Raw genomic sequence first — 15,565 nt, 5'->3', positions numbered from 1 at the left:
AGCTTGCTAGCAAAAAGCCAATTTTGGGGGATAAACCCACCGTTTTTAGCGACTTGTCCACTTATCCACAGAAATAAACCGGGTAAATGTGGATAAGTGGTTTCCTACTTGGGCCACTGCACCTCCATATCGTCGTTGATGAACACCCCAAAATTGACGAACTGCAGCTCGCCTTCTTCAAAGTATAAGTCAATCATCGACTTCTCGTAGGACAGGCGCACGGCGCCTTCTTCCATAGTTTCCACCTCGGGCGTGGGCTGGTTGTGGCGGGCCATGATGGCCTTCACCTGGTCGAGGTTCAGGCCGTAGATGGCCTCGCCGAAGAGGCGCATGTTGGGGTTGTCGGTTTCGATGCAGCTCAGGCGGAAATCGTCTTCGCGGTCGAAGTAGAGCGAAAGCAGGTAGTCTTCCTCGTGGTAGTTCCAGGCCTGGTGCTCGAAGTCGTCGTCGTCGTCCGACTCTTCAATCTCCTCGGGCTCGCCCACAAGGGTCCGCACTTCGTCCATGGTGGCGCCGAAGCGCAGCGGGCCCATGCCGGTGCCCAGAATTATTTCGTTTTCCTCGATGCTGGAGGATTGGGGAGTGCTCATGGGGTTGGGGTAAAGGATGGTAAGCAAAGGTAGGTTTTAGTGGTTAGTGATTAGTGGCTAAGGGTTAGTGATTTTTCATCGGCGCAGCGACGTTCCCCCAAACGTGCGACCGCACTGCGTCATTAATCACTAACCGTTAACCACTAATCACGAAAAACTCACTTCCCGTATTTCTCAATAAATGCCTCTTTCTGCCGCAGGTACTCCGGGTTGGTTTTGGCCTCGTCCCACTTGCGCTTAAAAATGGCGGCGGCTTCCACCTTATCCACATCAGGATGGGTGGTGCGGGGCAATTCGGCCCGGCCGTGGGCGCCGCTTTGGCCTTTCTTGTCGTCGGGCACAGGGCCGTCGTATTTCTTGCCGCCCTTGTGGTTGGCGTAGCGCCGGGCGCGGGTGAAGCCCATCTGGATGAACTTGCGGGCCATGTCGGCCCCCACAAAATCGTGGGCCTTTAAATAGGCCTCAAACAAGCCGTAAATCGTTTCGGACGACTCCCGGGCCGCCGCCGCGTCTTTGAAGCGCCAGTGCGGCAGAATCTCGCCCTTGTAGGGCTGCACCAGCAGCACGCCCTGCTCGCCCCGGCCCACGCGGTACAGCTCGGGGTGCTGGCGGAAATCAACAGTGTGGAAATCGAGAGTGTAGTCGAACGGCATGGGTGGGTGGAATTGGTGGCTGGCCGTTCTACGCACCTTTCCACAAAGCAGGAGGATAAGTCGGGACTGGCGGCGCTTTTCAACTCAACGGGCGTGATTGGTTTTTTAGCGGGGCGCGACATGCTGTGTGGTGAACGAAACTATTGGCCGCGTTTTTAGCGCTGGCTGCAGGCGGAACCCCAGACCTGAAAAAAGTTTAGGCCCGACTCAACAAGCCCTGAGCCCCCGGACCAGACAAAACGCTTGAGCCGCGTCCCAAACCCTTGATGCGGATAAAACGCTTGAACCGCGTTTTCCCCAACCTTACTTTTTAATTAAATTTTTTTTCTAAAAACTCTTTTTGTTTCCACTCATTAGGTCGGTTGATAAGTGGAAAAGCCCTTGTGGTTATCCCCAGCGTGGATAACGTGGGGGAAACGGGGTCCTTATCCACGCACTATCCACCGGCATTGTGGAAAATAAAACGCGGGTTAATAGCGAGTTGCCTCGCTTTTCAACAACTCCACCGGGTTTCCACATTTTTCTATCCCCATTAAAAACCCTGGTGTGAAAAGTGCTTCTGGCCTGGGGAAGTTATCCACGGTTATCCCCGGGGAAAATGCCCTGTATGGGCAGTGAAAGCACCAAAAAAACTTTTGCCCCACTTATCCCCGGCTTCTCCCCATGTTTCCCCCAGGTTATCCCCGAAATTTCCCACAAGCCGAAACCGCTGTGGAAAAGCCCGTGGAAAACGCGTGGATTACCAGTAAAAAAGGCGCTCAGTAACTGGAATCAAGGTTTGGTTATCCACGATGCCGGGCAGCGGGCGTGTGAATTGTGGGTTAAGCCTCACCAATAGCGTCAGCAGTGCTTGCCGGCATGTAGCAAGCATACCCCAAGCCAAAGCCCCGGCAAAACGGTCCTCAACCACGAGGAACCGCCTTGCCGGGGCTTGAAAAATTGCGCGGGAAAGAGACGCCGGACCTAGAAAACGAGTGGCTCCTCGATATCGAAGCCCGACCGGATTTGCACAGGCTTGGGGTCGAGGTATACCGGCTCGGGTGGCAGCAGCAGGTTGGGGTCGCCGCCGCGCCAGCGGCCGTCGCCGTCGGCGTCGATAAGCACCCGCAGGCGGTAGGTGCCGGGTGCAATGTCGGAAAACAGGTATTTGCCTTTAGGCGAAGCCAGGCTGGCCACCACCTGAAACTTGGAATCGAGCAGCTGCAGTTCTAAGTTCTTCTCTTTGGTGGTGATGGTGCCCGAGAGGCTGGTCGACACGTCCTGCTCGCTGATGCTGAGGCGCAGGGGCCGCAGGCGCAGGTTTTGGCCCGTGACGGCGGTGACGGCGGTGCTGTCGAGCACGATTTCAAGCCGGGTCTTGGCCTTGCTGTTGAAGCGCACCGTCAGCTCGTCGCGGTCGGCGCTGAGGGTGCCATCGGCGGGCAGGCGCAGGGGGCGACGGCGAGTCGAATCCTCGACGAGGGTGCCAAAGGGCTTGCCGCTGGCCACGCGCACCGGCACCGCGAACTTGAAGCGCACCTGCCCCTCGGGGTAAACGCTGCGCGGGCTGCCCTCCACACTGTAGAGGGTGGGAACGGCCACCCTTTTGGCGGTGGCGGGCGGCACCGGGAATTTCACTTGCAGGGTGTCGTGGCCCACGTTGCCGGTGCTGTCGGCCATGGTGAGGAGGTAGCGGCCGTCGCCCACCTCCGGCGTTTTGAAGAGCACGAGCGTGCGGCCGCGGTCCGTGAGCTGGCTGGCCTCGGCCAGGGCAGCGGGCGTGGGGCCGGGGCCCAGCGCGGCCAGAGTGGCCGTGCGCAGGGCCTCGCTGAAACCCAGGCGCAGCTGCGTGGGGCTAGGCGTGCGGGTGGTGAGCAGTGGCGGGCGCCGGTCGGGCTGGGTGAGCACGAGGGCCACGGGCTGGCCCGAACGGCCGGCAATGGTGATGGGCGCGGGCAGGTAGGCAATTCGCTCGCCGTCGTCGAAGCGCCCGTTGTTGTTCTTGTCACCCACCGCGTAGATTTTGTAAGTGCCGTCTTTCAAAAAGCCCAGGCTAAACTTTCCGTCTTTGTCGGTAAGGGCAGTGTAGTAAGGCCGGCCGCGGCGCACGCCGGCGGTGTCGACGGTGCGGTAGAGGCCGATGCTGGCTTCTGCCACGGGCCGGGCGGTGAGCAGGTCGGTCACGGTGCCGCTCACCCGGCCGGAGTCGAGCACGGCGCCGGTGCTGAAATTAAGCACCGCGTTTTTGGCAGGCAGGCCCTCGGTAATGTCCACGATGCCATCGCGGAAATTAAAGCTATAGGTGGTGTTGGGGTCCAGCGGCTTGTCGAAAAGCAGCGTGACGGAGTTGCGTTCTTCGCGCAGTTTGTAGGGGTTGTCTTCGGCCAGCTGCGGAGTGATGAGCAGGTTTTTGCTTAACTCTTTTGTGACCACGGGCTCCGAAAAGTTAAGGCGCACGAATTGCTGGCTCACATTGCGGGCCGCGCTGTCGGGCGAGCTGCTGATACGGCGCGGGGCAATGCGGTCGCGCGGGCCGCCCAGAGGCGGGGCCACGGCGGCGCAGCTTTCAAGCAAGGCAAGCAGGGCCAGCGAGGCCAGCAGTTCAGCGCGAACGGACATTATAAAGAAGCAGCGTGGAAAGCGTGAGAACAACTATGGCCGCCCCGATGCGCCACGCCAGCGGGCGCGTCACGGCATCGCTCGGCTCGGCGGTAACGACGGTGGCCGTGCGGGCGGTATCAACCACAAAGGTCGGCGCCGGCGTTTTCACCGTATCGGGCCGTGGCGCAGCAACGGGCGCGGGGGGCGCAGCGGGCACGGTTTGGGCGTGGGCGGTCGGCAGCAGGCACGCGGCCAGCAGCAGCCCCCTCCCCCACCGGCCAGCCGTGCGCCGCATCAGGCCGCCGGGGTGCGCCGCCCGGCCACGTACAGCAGGCTGGAGTACTGCCCCTCGTGCTGCGCGGCGTATTGATTCGACTTATAACCCGCCTTGAGCACCGTGAGCAGGCCGCCGGCGCGCTCGTTGCGGTGCTTCTCGCTCAGCATGCTCACGTAGTAGGCATCGAGCGGCATGGGCAGGGTCTGGCGGATGGCCAACTTGTGCTTCTTGAGCAGCTGGGCCATGGTTTTGGGCGCGAAGTGGTAGAGGTGCCGGGGCACGTCGTAGGCCGCCCACAGCTCGCGGTAGTGCTGGGCGTCGAGGCTTTCCACGTTGGGCACGGCAATGAGCAGCACGCCGTCGGGCTTCAGCAACGCCACCAACTGAGCCAGGGTTTCGTTCAGCGTGTGCACGTGTTCGAGCACGTGCCAGAGCGTAATCGCATCGAACGTGCCGGGCTGAAACTGTATCAGGCTTTCTTGCCCAATGGGCTGGCCGAGGCGCTGGCTGGCTTCTTCGCGGGCGCGGGCGTTGGGCTCCAGGCCGGCTACCTGCCAGCGCGCGGCCTTTGCGGCGGCCAGAAAGTGGCCCGTGCCGCAGCCGTAGTCCAGCAGCTTGCCGCGGCGCGGCGCCAGCTTGTTCAGCAAGCTCACCTTGCGGCGCATGGTGAAAAACCGCGCCACCTTGTAGGCCTGGTTCACGAAACCCTGGGCCGCGCTGTTGTGCGACACGTAGGCGTCCGACTCGTAGTATTTGCCGATTTCGGCCTCGCTCGGCCGGGGGTTGGTGAACTGAAAGCCACAGCCCGCGCACTGCACAATGGCGAAGCTTTCCTGGCTCACCGTGCGGTCTTCCACCACCAGCTTGTTGCGGAATTCAGTTTTCCCGCACACCGGGCAATTGTCTAAACGTTCGTAGGACACGAGGAAATCATAAGTTTTGAGGGTTGAATGTTGAGTGAAACATTTGGAAGCTTCCAAAGCCAACTCAACATTCAACCCTCAAAATTCAACATTTATCGGCCAAGGTACACCATCAGCACCGACACGTCGGCCGGTGAGATGCCGCTGATGCGCGAAGCCTGCCCGATGGTTTCGGGCTGGATGCGCAGCAGCTTTTCGCGGGCCTCGTGCGAGAGGGCGGGCATGGCGCGGTAGTCGAGCCGACCCTGAATCACGAAGTTTTCCAGCTCCTGCATGCGCTCGGCCTGCTGCTGCTCCTTCACCAAATAGGTTTCGTACTTGATGTTGATAATGGCTTGCTCCAACGCCTCGGCGTCGTAAGCGGCCAGGGCTTCGTCCAGCGCGGGCAGGGCGCGGCGCAGGTCCTTAAGCTCCACGTTGGGGCGGCGCAGCAGGTTCACGGCGCGGGTTTTTTCGTGGATTTCAGCCGAGCCCAACTCTACCATGAGCGGATTGATTTCGGCCGGCTCGATGGCGAATTTCTGGAACAGCAAGCCGATTTCAACCGTCTGGGCTTCCTTCAGGCGCACGCGCTCCAGACGCTCGTCCGAGGCCAAGCCCAACTCGTGGCCCAGCGGCGTCAGGCGCAGGTCGGCATTGTCCTGGCGCAGCAGAATGCGGTGCTCGGCGCGGCTCGTGAACATACGGTAGGGCTCATCGGTGCCTTTGTTCACTAGGTCGTCGATAAGCACCCCGATGTAAGCCTCGCTCCTTTTGAGTACAAAGGGAGCCTTGCCGTGCACTTTGTTGTGCGCGTTGATGCCGGCCATCAGGCCCTGGCAGGCGGCTTCCTCGTAGCCCGTAGTGCCGTTAATCTGGCCCGCGAAATAGAGGCCGGCAATCAGCTTGGTTTCGAGCGTGAGCGAAAGCTGGGTAGGCGGGAAAAAATCGTACTCGATGGCGTAGCCGGGGCGGAACATCTTGGCGTTCTCGAAGCCCGCAATTTCGCGCAGGGCGCGGTACTGCACGTCCTCGGGCAGCGAGCTGCTGAAGCCGTTGATGTAACATTCCACCGTGCTCCAGCCCTCGGGCTCCACGAAAATCTGGTGCCGGTCCTTGTCGGCGAAGCGGTTGATTTTGTCCTCCACGCTGGGACAGTAGCGCGGCCCCAGGCCCTTGATGCGGCCCTGGAACATGGGCGACTTCTCGAACCCCTCGCGCAGGATGTCGTGCACCCGCTCGTTGGTGTAGGTGATGTAGCAGGGGCGCTGCTGCGTGAGGCGCGGCGTGTCGAGGTAGGAGAATTTGCTGGGCACCTCGTCGCCGCCCTGCGCTTCCATTTTGGAGTAGTCGAGGCTGCGGCCGTCCACGCGGGGCGGGGTGCCGGTTTTCATGCGGCCCGATTCGAAGCCCAACTCCACCAACTGCTCAGTGATGCCGCGGCTGCCCTTCTCCGCCGCCCGGCCGCCGCCGAAGTTTTTCTCGCCGATGTGGATAAGGCCGTTCAGGAAGGTGCCATTTGTCAGCACCACCGACTTGCCGCGGAACTCAATGCCGAGCTGGGTTTTCACACCCACGGCCGTGCCGTTTTCTACCACGAGGCCCGTTACGGCTTCCTGCCAGAAGTCCACGTTGGCAATGCCTTCCAGGGTCAGGCGCCAGGCTTCGGCGAAGCGCATGCGGTCGCTTTGCGCGCGTGGGCTCCACATGGCGGGGCCTTTTGAGCGGTTCAGCATCCGAAACTGAATCATGGTCTGGTCGGTGATGATGCCCGACTGGCCGCCCAGCGCGTCGATTTCGCGCACAATCTGGCCCTTGGCCACGCCGCCCATGGCGGGGTTGCACGACATCTGGGCGATGGTGTTCATGTTCATCGTCACCAGCAGCACTTTCGAGCCGAGGTTGGCGGCCGCGGCGGCGGCTTCGCAGCCGGCATGGCCTGCGCCTACTACAATGACGTCGTATTCTTCTTGCTGAAACATAGAGCGCGGAGTCTCACGAGGATAAAAATGTAAGTCTCGCCAAGGCGATAGAAGCTAAAACCAAGCTTTGCGAAACTTGATTTCAACTTGGCGAAATCCAGCGCGAAAAAATGTTCGCGGGCGTCGCAGCTACAAAAATACAAAATCAAAAACCCGCAAGCAGTTTCAGAGGAAATGACTTACGGGTTCAAAACGTAGATTGCGCAAAGCAGCTTAGCCGTTATCGACCATACCCTGCAAATCCTCGGGGAGCCATTCGGCCAGCAGTTCAGCCGAATGGGCATTGACGGTTTCCCAGGAAAAGGGTAGCCAGTAACCGCGCACGTTGTCGAAAACCTCGGTGGCCGCTGGGCAGGCGAAAAGCTTGTAATCGAATTTCGGGTAGCCGTGCACCAAGTAGCCGGGGTAGTAATAATCGAGCCTCAAGTGGCGGGCATGGTCGGTTTTCAGCAGCAACAGGTACTTGCCGAGGCTGAATTGGCGGTAGTCGGGGTCGTAGAAATTGAGGATGCCGGCCAGCGTCCGTTCGCCCCGGTCGAAGATGCCGGCGGCTATCAGGCGGCCGCCGTCGCGCAGCTCGATGACTTGGGTGTTGAAGGCGTTGTGGGGCTCGCCGCCGAGCAGTACGGCTTCCACAGTAGGCGCGGCGTCGAAATTGATGGCGGCGCGGTAGCGGGCGTATAATTCCTCGTACTCTTCGGTGAGGTGGAACAAGCCAACGGTAGCTGTAAACCGAGCGTTGCGACGCAGCAGCCGGCGCTGCTCCGGGCCCCAAGCTATGCGACTGAGGTCCAGGCGCAGCCAATGGGCGGTATAAAGCCGCTTGCCAAAGGGCACGAAGTGGCAGGTGAACAGCTCCTGCTGCATGCGGTAGTAACCTTGAGCCAGATAGAAATCCAGCGCATCACCCCGAATGATGGGAAGGCTGGAAGGAGAAGCAGACATAAAGAACAAAAAGGCGAGGTAGAGACGCATACTTGCGTCTCGTCGTTAAACGGAGGCGCCTTAGACTTGTCAACGGTCCAGACAACGAGACGCAAGTATGCGTCTCTACAGCCATTCATGCCAAACGCCCGCTAAAAGCGGGCGTCGGGTCGTTTCAGAAGCAACAAAGGCCGCGCTAAAAAGTGCGGAGCGACAGGCAGTCGTCTTCCTTTTTGCGCATGGCCGTCTGGCTCAGCAGGTCTTTGTCGTGGTAGCCGAGCAGGTGCAGCACGCCGTGAATCATGACGCGGTGCAACTCATCGCGGAAGCTGATGCCGAGGTCTTGGGCATTCTCACGCACGCGCTCCACGCTGATAAAGATGTCGCCTTCGAGAATATCGGCGTCATCGGAGTTGTCGAAGGTGATGACGTCGGTCAGCGTGTCGTGGTCGAGGTACTCCACGTTGAGCCGGTGCAGGTAGTCATCGGAGCAGAAGATGTAGGTGAGCTGCACAATGCGGTGCTCGTGCACCCGCGCCACGCGCTCAATCCAGCCAATCAGCTCTTCGGCGTCCGACAGCTCGAACTCGGGCACGTCTTCCACCATGAACTCGATGCCGGGGGCCTCGTGGTGGAGCTCGCCGGGGGGGAACGACTCGTGGTGGGGCGGGCCCATCGGCGGGGTGCTCATCATGTGATTGAGTCAGTATTCAGTATTAGGTAGTCAGTAATCGGACTATGGGAGCAGTCAATGCATAGAACATTTCTGTCTGACTACTGACTACCTAGTACCGACTACTTAAAATCCGCTTTAGGCGGCGATGTGGTCGGCGGGGGCGGCTTCGTCGGCGGGCGCGGGAGCCAGCTGGAACGTGAGCAGCACGCGGCGGCCTTCCTTGCTGAACTCCACATCATCGGCCAGGTGGCGGATGAGAAATATGCCGCGGCCCCCGGGGTTTTCCAGGTTTTCGGGCGCCGTGGGGTCGTCGAGGTTGTCGTAATTAAAGCCCGTGCCCTCGTCTTCGATTTCGAATTTAAGCTGCTGGGGCTCCACGTACAGCGACAGGTACACGTTCTTGTCCTTGTCGAATTTGTTGCCGTGGCGAATGGCGTTGTTCACCGCTTCGGTCACGGCCACCATGATATTGCCGTAGATATCGTCCTCAATTTGAAAGGTATCCTTGGAGTTATCGATGAAACTTTCGACCACGCGGATATTCTCGACGAGCGACGGAATCTGAATTTTTACCTGCTTCATAAGGCGGTTTGTAGGAAGGGCGGCGGCAAGTTATGCGGGCGGCAAAAATAGTCTTTTAAATGGCAAAGCGCCACAAGAATTTATGTCGGGCACCGCCACTAGGTTTCGGCAGAGTGCTAAACAGTTAACGAAATAGCGGCCGTTTTGGATGGATTGGACCGCGCGGCTACTTGATTTTTTGGAAATATTCGCCCACTTCGCGCTGATAGTACGGGGTGAGGTTCGGGGAGGTACTACGTAGTAATTCGGTCTGGCGTTCCTTGGTGCCCTTGTATTTATCAAAAGCCGGCGGAAAAACCGGGGGTTTATACTGAGCCGCCTGGGCTTCGCGCTTGGTGTCCTGGTCGCGCTCACGGGCCGATTTTTCCACTTCCAACAGGCGGGTGAGGATTTGCTGCTGGCGCAAGATGGTTTCTTCGGTGAGGCGCTTGTTCACGAGGTCGGTTTCGGTTTGCTCCATCATTTTCTTGAGCTCGCCGGTGCCGCCCATGCCCTGGTCGCCTTTTCCTTTGCCATCCTTACCGGTGGGGTCGCCGCCTTCCTTGCCGTCTTTGCCGTCCTTGCTCTGGCCCTGGCCGGGCTGGCCTTGCCCGCCCTGGCCACCCTGGCCCTGCTGCGCGCCGCCGGGCTTGCCCTGGCCCTGTTGCAGCTTATCGAGCTGCTGCATGGCCTGGCGCAGCATCTGTTGCTGAGCGGCCAGCTTGGCTAGCTCTTCGCTCATGGCCCGGCCCGATTTTCCACTCTGCGAGAGCTTCTGAATCTGCTCGTTGAGCTGCTGCTGCATCTTGCCCATACTGCCGGGGCCCGGCTTGCTGCCCTGCCCCTGGCCCTGCCCTTTGCCTTTTTTCTTGCCTTTGCCAGGCTTGCCGTCGCCGGGCTGGGGGTTGCCTTTGCCGGCCTGCTGCTCCTGCTGCATCTGCTGCAGCGAGTTTTGCAGCATTAGGGCCAGGTTGTTCATGCTGGTCATGGCCTGCTGCTCGGTGGCGGTGGCACGGCCCAGGTCGCGCTGCTGGATGTGGGTGAGCGACTCGTCCATGCGGCCGTTCATCTCGCCCACTTCGCGCGTCACGAAGCTCTGAATTTTGGGCTCCTTCTTAGCTAGCGCGTAAAGCGAGTCCTGAATGATTTTGGCGTCGTCGCGCAGCTTGCGCTGGGTCTGGCCCAACTGCACAAAGCGCGGGTCGGACTGGTCGACCTTGCGGAAATCCTTCATCAGGTTTTCCTGGTCGAAGCTTAGCGTGAGGAGGTTTTCGAGGATGTCGCGCAGGTCGTCGATGTTCTGCTGGGCCTGGTCGCTCTCTTCCTCGCTCATCTGGTCGCGCATTTTCTGCGCCATCTTCTTCATGCGTTGGGCGGCGCTTTTCTGCTTGGCCGAGGCCTTGGAGTTCTGGTTTTTGCCGAGTTGCTGCTGGCTTTCCTGCATGTCTTGGTCGGTCTGCTCCTGCTCGGGCTTCTGCTCGTCCATACCGTTCTGGTTGTCGAGCTCCTTGTCCATCTGCTTGAGGTCCTGCAGGTCCTTTTTCAGGTCTTCGAACTCCTTCTGGTTTTCGGCCTGCTCCTGCTTCAGCTGCTCCTGCTTGGCCTTTTGCTCCTGGTTCGAGAGCTTGTTGTCGGGGTTGTCCTTGTCGTTCTGGGCGGTTTTCTCGGCCAGCTTTTCCTCGTCTTTGGCCAGCTCTTCCAGCTTGTTGGCGGTTTCTTCGGCCTTCTGTTCCAGCTGCATCTGCTTGAACATTTCGAGGGCGCGGTCTAACTCCTTTTGCAGGGTGTTTTCCTTGTTTTCGAGCTGCTGGAGCAACTTTTGCATCTCGGCGTCGGGCTGCTTCTGCTCTTCCAGCAGCTTTTTCAGCTTGTCGTAGAGTTTCTTGGTTTCGGGGTCGAGCAGGTCGGCCATCAGCTTTTTCAGCTCCTCGGCTTTCTTGGCCAGCTCCTCGCTTTTGGGGTTGGCCTGGTCCTGCTTCTGCTGCAGTTGCTCAAACATCTTCTGCATCTGCTCCATCTGCTGGTTCATCTGGTTCTTCTGGTCCAGCATGTTTTCCAGCTGCTTGCGGTCCTGGAAGCTCAGGTCGCGCTTGGTTTTGAGCTTGTCCTGGGTTTTGGCCAGCTCGCGCTCCAGCTTCTCGCTTTGCTTGGCGGCCTGGCTCATCTGGCTGGCCACCGATTGGGCCTGGGCCTGCATTTCCTGTTTCAGCTCGCGGCGGCTGGGCAGGCGGAATTCAGCCGGGCGGGTGCGGGTGGCCTTGGGGCCGTGCACGCCGTCGTTGTCCCAGGCCTCCACGTAGTATTCGAGGCGGTCGCCGGGCTGCAGGTTCAGCGGGTTTAGGTTCCAGGTGTAGGCGTAGGTGCCGGAGCTTTCGCGGGGCAGGCCCAGCGCGGTGCTGCCCTGGCGGGCGGGCGCCGCGTTAGGGCCCTGGCCAGCGCGGCGCAGGGCGTAGTGCAGCGACAAACGCGTCAGGCCATAGTCGTCGCGCACAGTGCCGCCCAGCGCCAGGTAGCGCCGCGTCACGGTGTCGGCAAAGGCTTCCAGCGTGAGCGTGGGGGCCAAATCGGGCACGGCCGTGAGCTGGTAGGAAATGGGGTCGCGGTTGAGGCTGGCCGGGTTTTTCAGGCGCAGTAGGTAGGGCTGCGAGCGCATGATGCGCCGCGTGGCGGTGAAGGTGCCGTCGTCGCCGCTAGCGGCCAGCGTTTCATCGGGGTTCTGGAACACCAGGGCCAACTCGTCGGTAGCGGCCGTGGCAAACTCCCAGCGCACCGTGCTGCCTTCGGGCACCGTCAGGTTGCCACCGTTTTCGATGGTTTCGGCCGACTTGCCGGTGTAAGCCGGGTAGGTGATGTTGACTTTGAAGTCGCGCAGATTGGGACGTTCGAGCACCGTGAGCTGGTACTCGGGCGAGGCAAACCCGGCGCCCTTCAGCTGGAAGGTCACGTCGCCCTGCGGCTGCTCGAAGGTGTAGCGGAACTGGTCGCCCCGGCCCGCCACCTTGCTCAGCTTCCGCTCGCCTTCGTCGAAGGCAATGCTCACGTCGGCCGGTAGGGCCTGACCCGCTACGCCCACGTCCAGCGTAAAATCTTCGCCCTTGAAGGCCGTTAGCTTGGGGTTTTTAATCAGAAACTGAAACGGCGCCGGCGGCGAATACGCCCGCTTGTAGTGCCAGATGCGCTCGGTGCCCTGCACCAGAAATCTCGGGTAAAACGCTAGCAGCAACAGCAACACGGCGGCCGGAATGGCGGCGTATTTCCACAGCGGCTTGCTCTGCTGCTGAATGTCGATGCCTTTGGCAAAGGAAATGTCGCCCATCTGGGCGGCGCGCTGCTCCAGGCTGGCGGCGATGAGGGCGTTGTCGCGGGCCTGGCCTTGCAACTGCAGGGCGTTCAGCAGGCGGTCCTGCACTTCGGGGAACAACTCCCCTACCCGGCGGGCGGCCTGTTCGTCGCTCAGCAGGCGGCGCAGGTTGGTGAGGGCGGCCAGCGGCGTCCAAATCCAGCGAATGAAGCTGTAGATGGTGAGGCCGATAAAGCCGAACAGCAGCCCGGCCCGCACCGTCGTGGGCAGGTACAGGAAGTATTCGAGGCCGTTGAATACCACAAAAAAGCTCAGCAGCAGGCCGCCAGCTACCAGCCCGCCCCGCACCAGCAGGTTTAAGTAAAATTTGCGCTTGAAGGCCTCCAGCTCCGTCCGCACCCGCGCCAGCGCGGGGTACTCGGCTGCCGTCGCGCCTTGCTCTATCATCACCGCCATAAATCAGGTCTTAGTCGGGAAAGATACATCAGGATGGGGCGCTTGGTTCGATGTAGCGTGGACTCTGCGAGTCAGCGCATCGTCCGGTCGTTGCTCACGCATGCGCGGACTCGCAGAGTCCACGCTACATTACCTCCACCCAGGCCGGGCAATGGTCCGAATGCACCACATCGGGCAACAGACCCGCGCCGGTGAGGCGTGGTTGCAAGGCGGCATCGGCCAGCCAGTGGTCGAGGCGCCAGCCCACGTTGCGCTTGCGCGAGCCGGCCCGGTAGCTCCACCAGGAGTAGTGGCCGGTGGCCTCACCGTGGTGGTGGCGGAAGGTGTCTACCAGCCCGTCGTTCAGGAAATCCTGGAACCACTGCCGCTCCTCGGGCGTGTAGCCGGGGCTGTTTTGGTTGGCTTTGGGGTTGTGCAGGTCGATGGGCGTCTGGCAGCAGTTGAAATCCCCGCCGATGAGCAGTGGCGGCGTGCTGCCCCCGGCCCGCAGCTGGGCCACGTAGCGACGGAAAAAGTGCAGCCATTCCACCTTGAAAGCCTGCCGCTCCGGTCCGCTCGTGCCTGAAGGCATGTAGGTGTTCAGCACCGAAACGTCCTCGAAATCGAGCCTCAGCACCCGGCCTTCGTCGTCATAGCAGCTCTGCCCGCAGCCGTGCACCACGGCCTTCGGCGTCACTTTCGTGAAGGTGGCCACGCCGCTGTAGCCCGGTTTTTGGGCCGGGTGCAGGTAGGCTTCGTAGCCCAGCTTCTCGAAGCCCGACACGTCCATGGCTTCGCGGCCGGCCTTGATTTCCTGGAGGCAGAGCACGTCGGGAACTGCCTCGGCTACCCAGTCCAGCAGGCCTTTGCTTAGGGCTGAGCGCAGGCCGTTGACATTATAGGAAACGATTTTCATTTGTGATAAAGCGAATGGATGAGCTGTCGTGCGAAATTAATCGACCGCAAAAAGAACGTCATGCCAAGCGCAGCCGAGGCATCTCGTGTGCCGAAGTAATCAGTATCGTTGCGACGATTGAATTACTACCACAAGCGAGATGCGCCGGCTGCGCTCGGCATGACGTTCTTTCAACCCTCTTTGAACCTGCTAACGCCCCGCGTCCACCGACCGGGTGCCGGCGTAGTAGTACAGCTCGGCGCGCGACTTCTCGTAGTTGGCTCGCAGGCTTTCTTGCTTAATGCGCAAGTCGATGAGCTTGGTTTCGCGGGCGTTGATGAGGAAAATGGTGCTTTCGCCCAGCTCGAATTTCTGCAGTTCGGCTTGCAGCAGCAGGCGCTGGTTGGCAATGGTTTGGGCCTGCAGGGCGAGCTGGTTCTCATAGGCCCGCAGGGTGTTGTACACGGAGTTCACCCGCGTCACGATGGTGCGCTGGCTCTGCTGGCGCTCCAGGGTGGTTTCCTTCACCTGAATGCGGGTGTATTGCAGCTTGCCGCGCTCGGCCCGCAGAAACAGCGGGAAAGAAAAATCGACGCCCACCTTGTAGTTGTCCATCCCAAAATTGTAGTAGGAAGGCACTTCCGAGCGGTAAAAATCGCCCTGGCTGAGTAGCACGCCGCTCAGGTTGACCTTGGGCTTGAGCATCTCGCGGCGGTACCGCTCCTCAATACTAAGCTGGCTAAGCTTGGCTTCCAGCTTGCGAAGCGTGGGGTGCTGGGCGGCGGCAAAATCGGTGAGGCGCTGCAGTTCGGCGCGGCTTACGGTGTCCAGCACGGGGCTTTGGGGCACGGCGTAGGTGGGCAGTTCAACGGGTTGGCCGTCTTTGTTCCAGAGGTGGTTGGAGAGCACGAGGCGGGCGTTCAGCAGGTCTACGTCGAGCTGCGCGGCCTGCACCTGACGGTCCTGCACCGTGATTTGGGCTTCCACGGAGTCGATGGGGGCCTGGTCGCCAATCTGGGCGCGGCGGGCGGTGCCCTGAAAGCGGCGGTCGGCCAGGGCCACGCCTTCTTGGATAAGGGCGGATTGCTGCACCGAGTAGTACCAGGTCCAGTAGTCTTTCACGGCTTGTAGCCACACCTCGTTGATTTGCTTCACGCGGTCGGCCTCGGCAGCGTTCTGCATGGCTTTGGCCTGGCGAAGGGTGCTGCGGCGGGCGTCAATCAGCAGCCCCGCTCCGATGGGCACGGAGAGGCCCACGCCGGCCAGGCCGCTCACGGGGGTGCGGCCTTCGGGGTTCACGTAGGTGCCCACATACCGGTCGTAGCTGGCTTTCAGGTCGATGCCACCGGGCCAGAGGGGGACTTTCAGCTCGTTGCCCCAGTTGTTGTAGTAGTCGGTGCCGCCGAACTGCTTGCGGTGGAAATCGGAGCCCAGCTTGGGGTCGAAGCCGCCGCGGGCCTGCAGCACCTGGCTGCGGGCCTCGTCCGAAAGCAGGTCGGCCTGCTTCACAATGGGGTGGTTGGCAAATACCAAATCGGCCAGGTCTTGCAGCGAAAATACCTTGGCCGTATCGCCGGGACGAATAATATTGAGCTGCGTGGTTTGCAGCGGTGCCTTCTCCAGGCCGGAGCGGCGGGTGGGCAGGTTGGGGTCCTGGGCCTGGGCAGGGCGGCCCAGAAAGGCAAACAGCAGCCCAAGCAGCGGCCAGTGGCGGCTAAGGTGGAAAGAAAATAACTTTTTAGATACGACGGATAACATCTTGATTTACAAAGTTCATGTTAACAGAACG

At 60.7% G+C, this 15,565-nt stretch carries 11 protein-coding genes and 1 pseudogene; all 12 read right to left on the bottom strand.

Features of this window, described 5'->3' with window-relative positions:
• Positions 1-104: 104 nt before the first annotated feature.
• Positions 105-590 (bottom strand): hypothetical protein, encoded by a 486-nt coding sequence (locus MTP16_RS06105; protein ID WP_243516803.1) that lies wholly within the window; start codon positions 588-590, stop codon positions 105-107.
• Positions 591-748: 158 nt separating this feature from the next.
• Positions 749-1,243, bottom strand: coding sequence for a DUF4385 domain-containing protein (locus MTP16_RS06100; protein WP_243516802.1), 495 nt, complete (start codon positions 1,241-1,243; stop codon positions 749-751).
• A gap of 963 nt (positions 1,244-2,206) precedes the next feature.
• The gene (locus MTP16_RS06095; RefSeq protein WP_243516801.1) at positions 2,207-3,841 is read right to left on the bottom strand and encodes an Ig-like domain-containing protein; all 1,635 of its coding nucleotides are present in this window, start codon (positions 3,839-3,841) and stop codon (positions 2,207-2,209) included.
• Positions 3,825-4,118, bottom strand: a complete 294-nt coding sequence (locus tag MTP16_RS06090) for a hypothetical protein (RefSeq protein WP_243516800.1) — start codon at positions 4,116-4,118, stop codon at positions 3,825-3,827. The genes MTP16_RS06095 and MTP16_RS06090 overlap by 17 nt, the downstream gene beginning before the upstream one ends.
• Entirely contained in the window at positions 4,118-4,993 is an 876-nt protein-coding gene (locus MTP16_RS06085; protein WP_243516799.1) for a class I SAM-dependent methyltransferase, read from the bottom strand. Before MTP16_RS06085 ends, MTP16_RS06090 begins: the two co-directional genes overlap by 1 nt.
• A gap of 122 nt (positions 4,994-5,115) precedes the next feature.
• Complete coding sequence (mnmG, locus tag MTP16_RS06080; RefSeq protein WP_243516797.1) at positions 5,116-6,984, bottom strand: tRNA uridine-5-carboxymethylaminomethyl(34) synthesis enzyme MnmG; 1,869 nt, start codon at positions 6,982-6,984, stop codon at positions 5,116-5,118.
• Between the two features lie 213 nt (positions 6,985-7,197).
• Complete coding sequence (locus MTP16_RS06075; RefSeq protein WP_243516795.1) at positions 7,198-7,929, bottom strand: GNAT family N-acetyltransferase; 732 nt, start codon at positions 7,927-7,929, stop codon at positions 7,198-7,200.
• A gap of 175 nt (positions 7,930-8,104) precedes the next feature.
• On the bottom strand, positions 8,105-8,602 hold the full coding sequence (gene ybeY / locus MTP16_RS06070) for an rRNA maturation RNase YbeY (protein WP_317244092.1): 498 nt from the start codon (positions 8,600-8,602) through the stop codon (positions 8,105-8,107).
• A 117-nt stretch (positions 8,603-8,719) separates the two neighbouring features.
• Positions 8,720-9,166, bottom strand: coding sequence for an ATP-binding protein (locus MTP16_RS06065; RefSeq protein WP_243516793.1), 447 nt, complete (start codon positions 9,164-9,166; stop codon positions 8,720-8,722).
• 2,194 nt (positions 9,167-11,360) lie between these two features.
• Positions 11,361-12,461 (bottom strand): annotated as a pseudogene (locus MTP16_RS26075) (DUF4175 family protein); the annotation flags it as partial.
• Positions 12,462-13,026: 565 nt separating this feature from the next.
• Entirely contained in the window at positions 13,027-13,797 is a 771-nt protein-coding gene (locus tag MTP16_RS06055) for an exodeoxyribonuclease III (protein ID WP_243516789.1), read from the bottom strand.
• A 189-nt stretch (positions 13,798-13,986) separates the two neighbouring features.
• A complete protein-coding gene (locus MTP16_RS06050; RefSeq protein ID WP_243516787.1) occupies positions 13,987-15,534 on the bottom strand; it encodes a TolC family protein in 1,548 nt (515 codons plus the stop codon).
• Between the last annotated feature and the right edge of the window lie 31 nt (positions 15,535-15,565).

This window comes from Hymenobacter monticola (assembly GCF_022811645.1).
GTDB classification, from domain to species: domain Bacteria; phylum Bacteroidota; class Bacteroidia; order Cytophagales; family Hymenobacteraceae; genus Hymenobacter; species Hymenobacter monticola.
This window is presented reverse-complemented; position numbering and strand designations above follow the sequence as displayed.

Excerpts from the sequence above, each read along its gene's own strand:
- MTP16_RS06075 (WP_243516795.1), bottom strand. The coding sequence starts at position 7,929 with ATGTCTGCTTCTCCTTCCAGCCTTCCCATCATTCGGGGTGATGCGCTG.
- mnmG (WP_243516797.1), bottom strand. The coding sequence starts at position 6,984 with ATGTTTCAGCAAGAAGAATACGACGTCATTGTAGTAGGCGCAGGCCAT.
- MTP16_RS06055 (WP_243516789.1), bottom strand. The coding sequence starts at position 13,797 with ATGAAAATCGTTTCCTATAATGTCAACGGCCTGCGCTCAGCCCTAAGC.
- MTP16_RS06065 (WP_243516793.1), bottom strand. The coding sequence starts at position 9,166 with ATGAAGCAGGTAAAAATTCAGATTCCGTCGCTCGTCGAGAATATCCGC.
- ybeY (WP_317244092.1), bottom strand. The coding sequence starts at position 8,602 with ATGATGAGCACCCCGCCGATGGGCCCGCCCCACCACGAGTCGTTCCCC.
- MTP16_RS06105 (WP_243516803.1), bottom strand. The coding sequence starts at position 590 with ATGAGCACTCCCCAATCCTCCAGCATCGAGGAAAACGAAATAATTCTG.
- MTP16_RS06100 (WP_243516802.1), bottom strand. The coding sequence starts at position 1,243 with ATGCCGTTCGACTACACTCTCGATTTCCACACTGTTGATTTCCGCCAG.
- MTP16_RS06090 (WP_243516800.1), bottom strand. The coding sequence starts at position 4,118 with ATGCGGCGCACGGCTGGCCGGTGGGGGAGGGGGCTGCTGCTGGCCGCG.
- MTP16_RS06050 (WP_243516787.1), bottom strand. The coding sequence starts at position 15,534 with ATGTTATCCGTCGTATCTAAAAAGTTATTTTCTTTCCACCTTAGCCGC.
- MTP16_RS06095 (WP_243516801.1), bottom strand. The coding sequence starts at position 3,841 with ATGTCCGTTCGCGCTGAACTGCTGGCCTCGCTGGCCCTGCTTGCCTTG.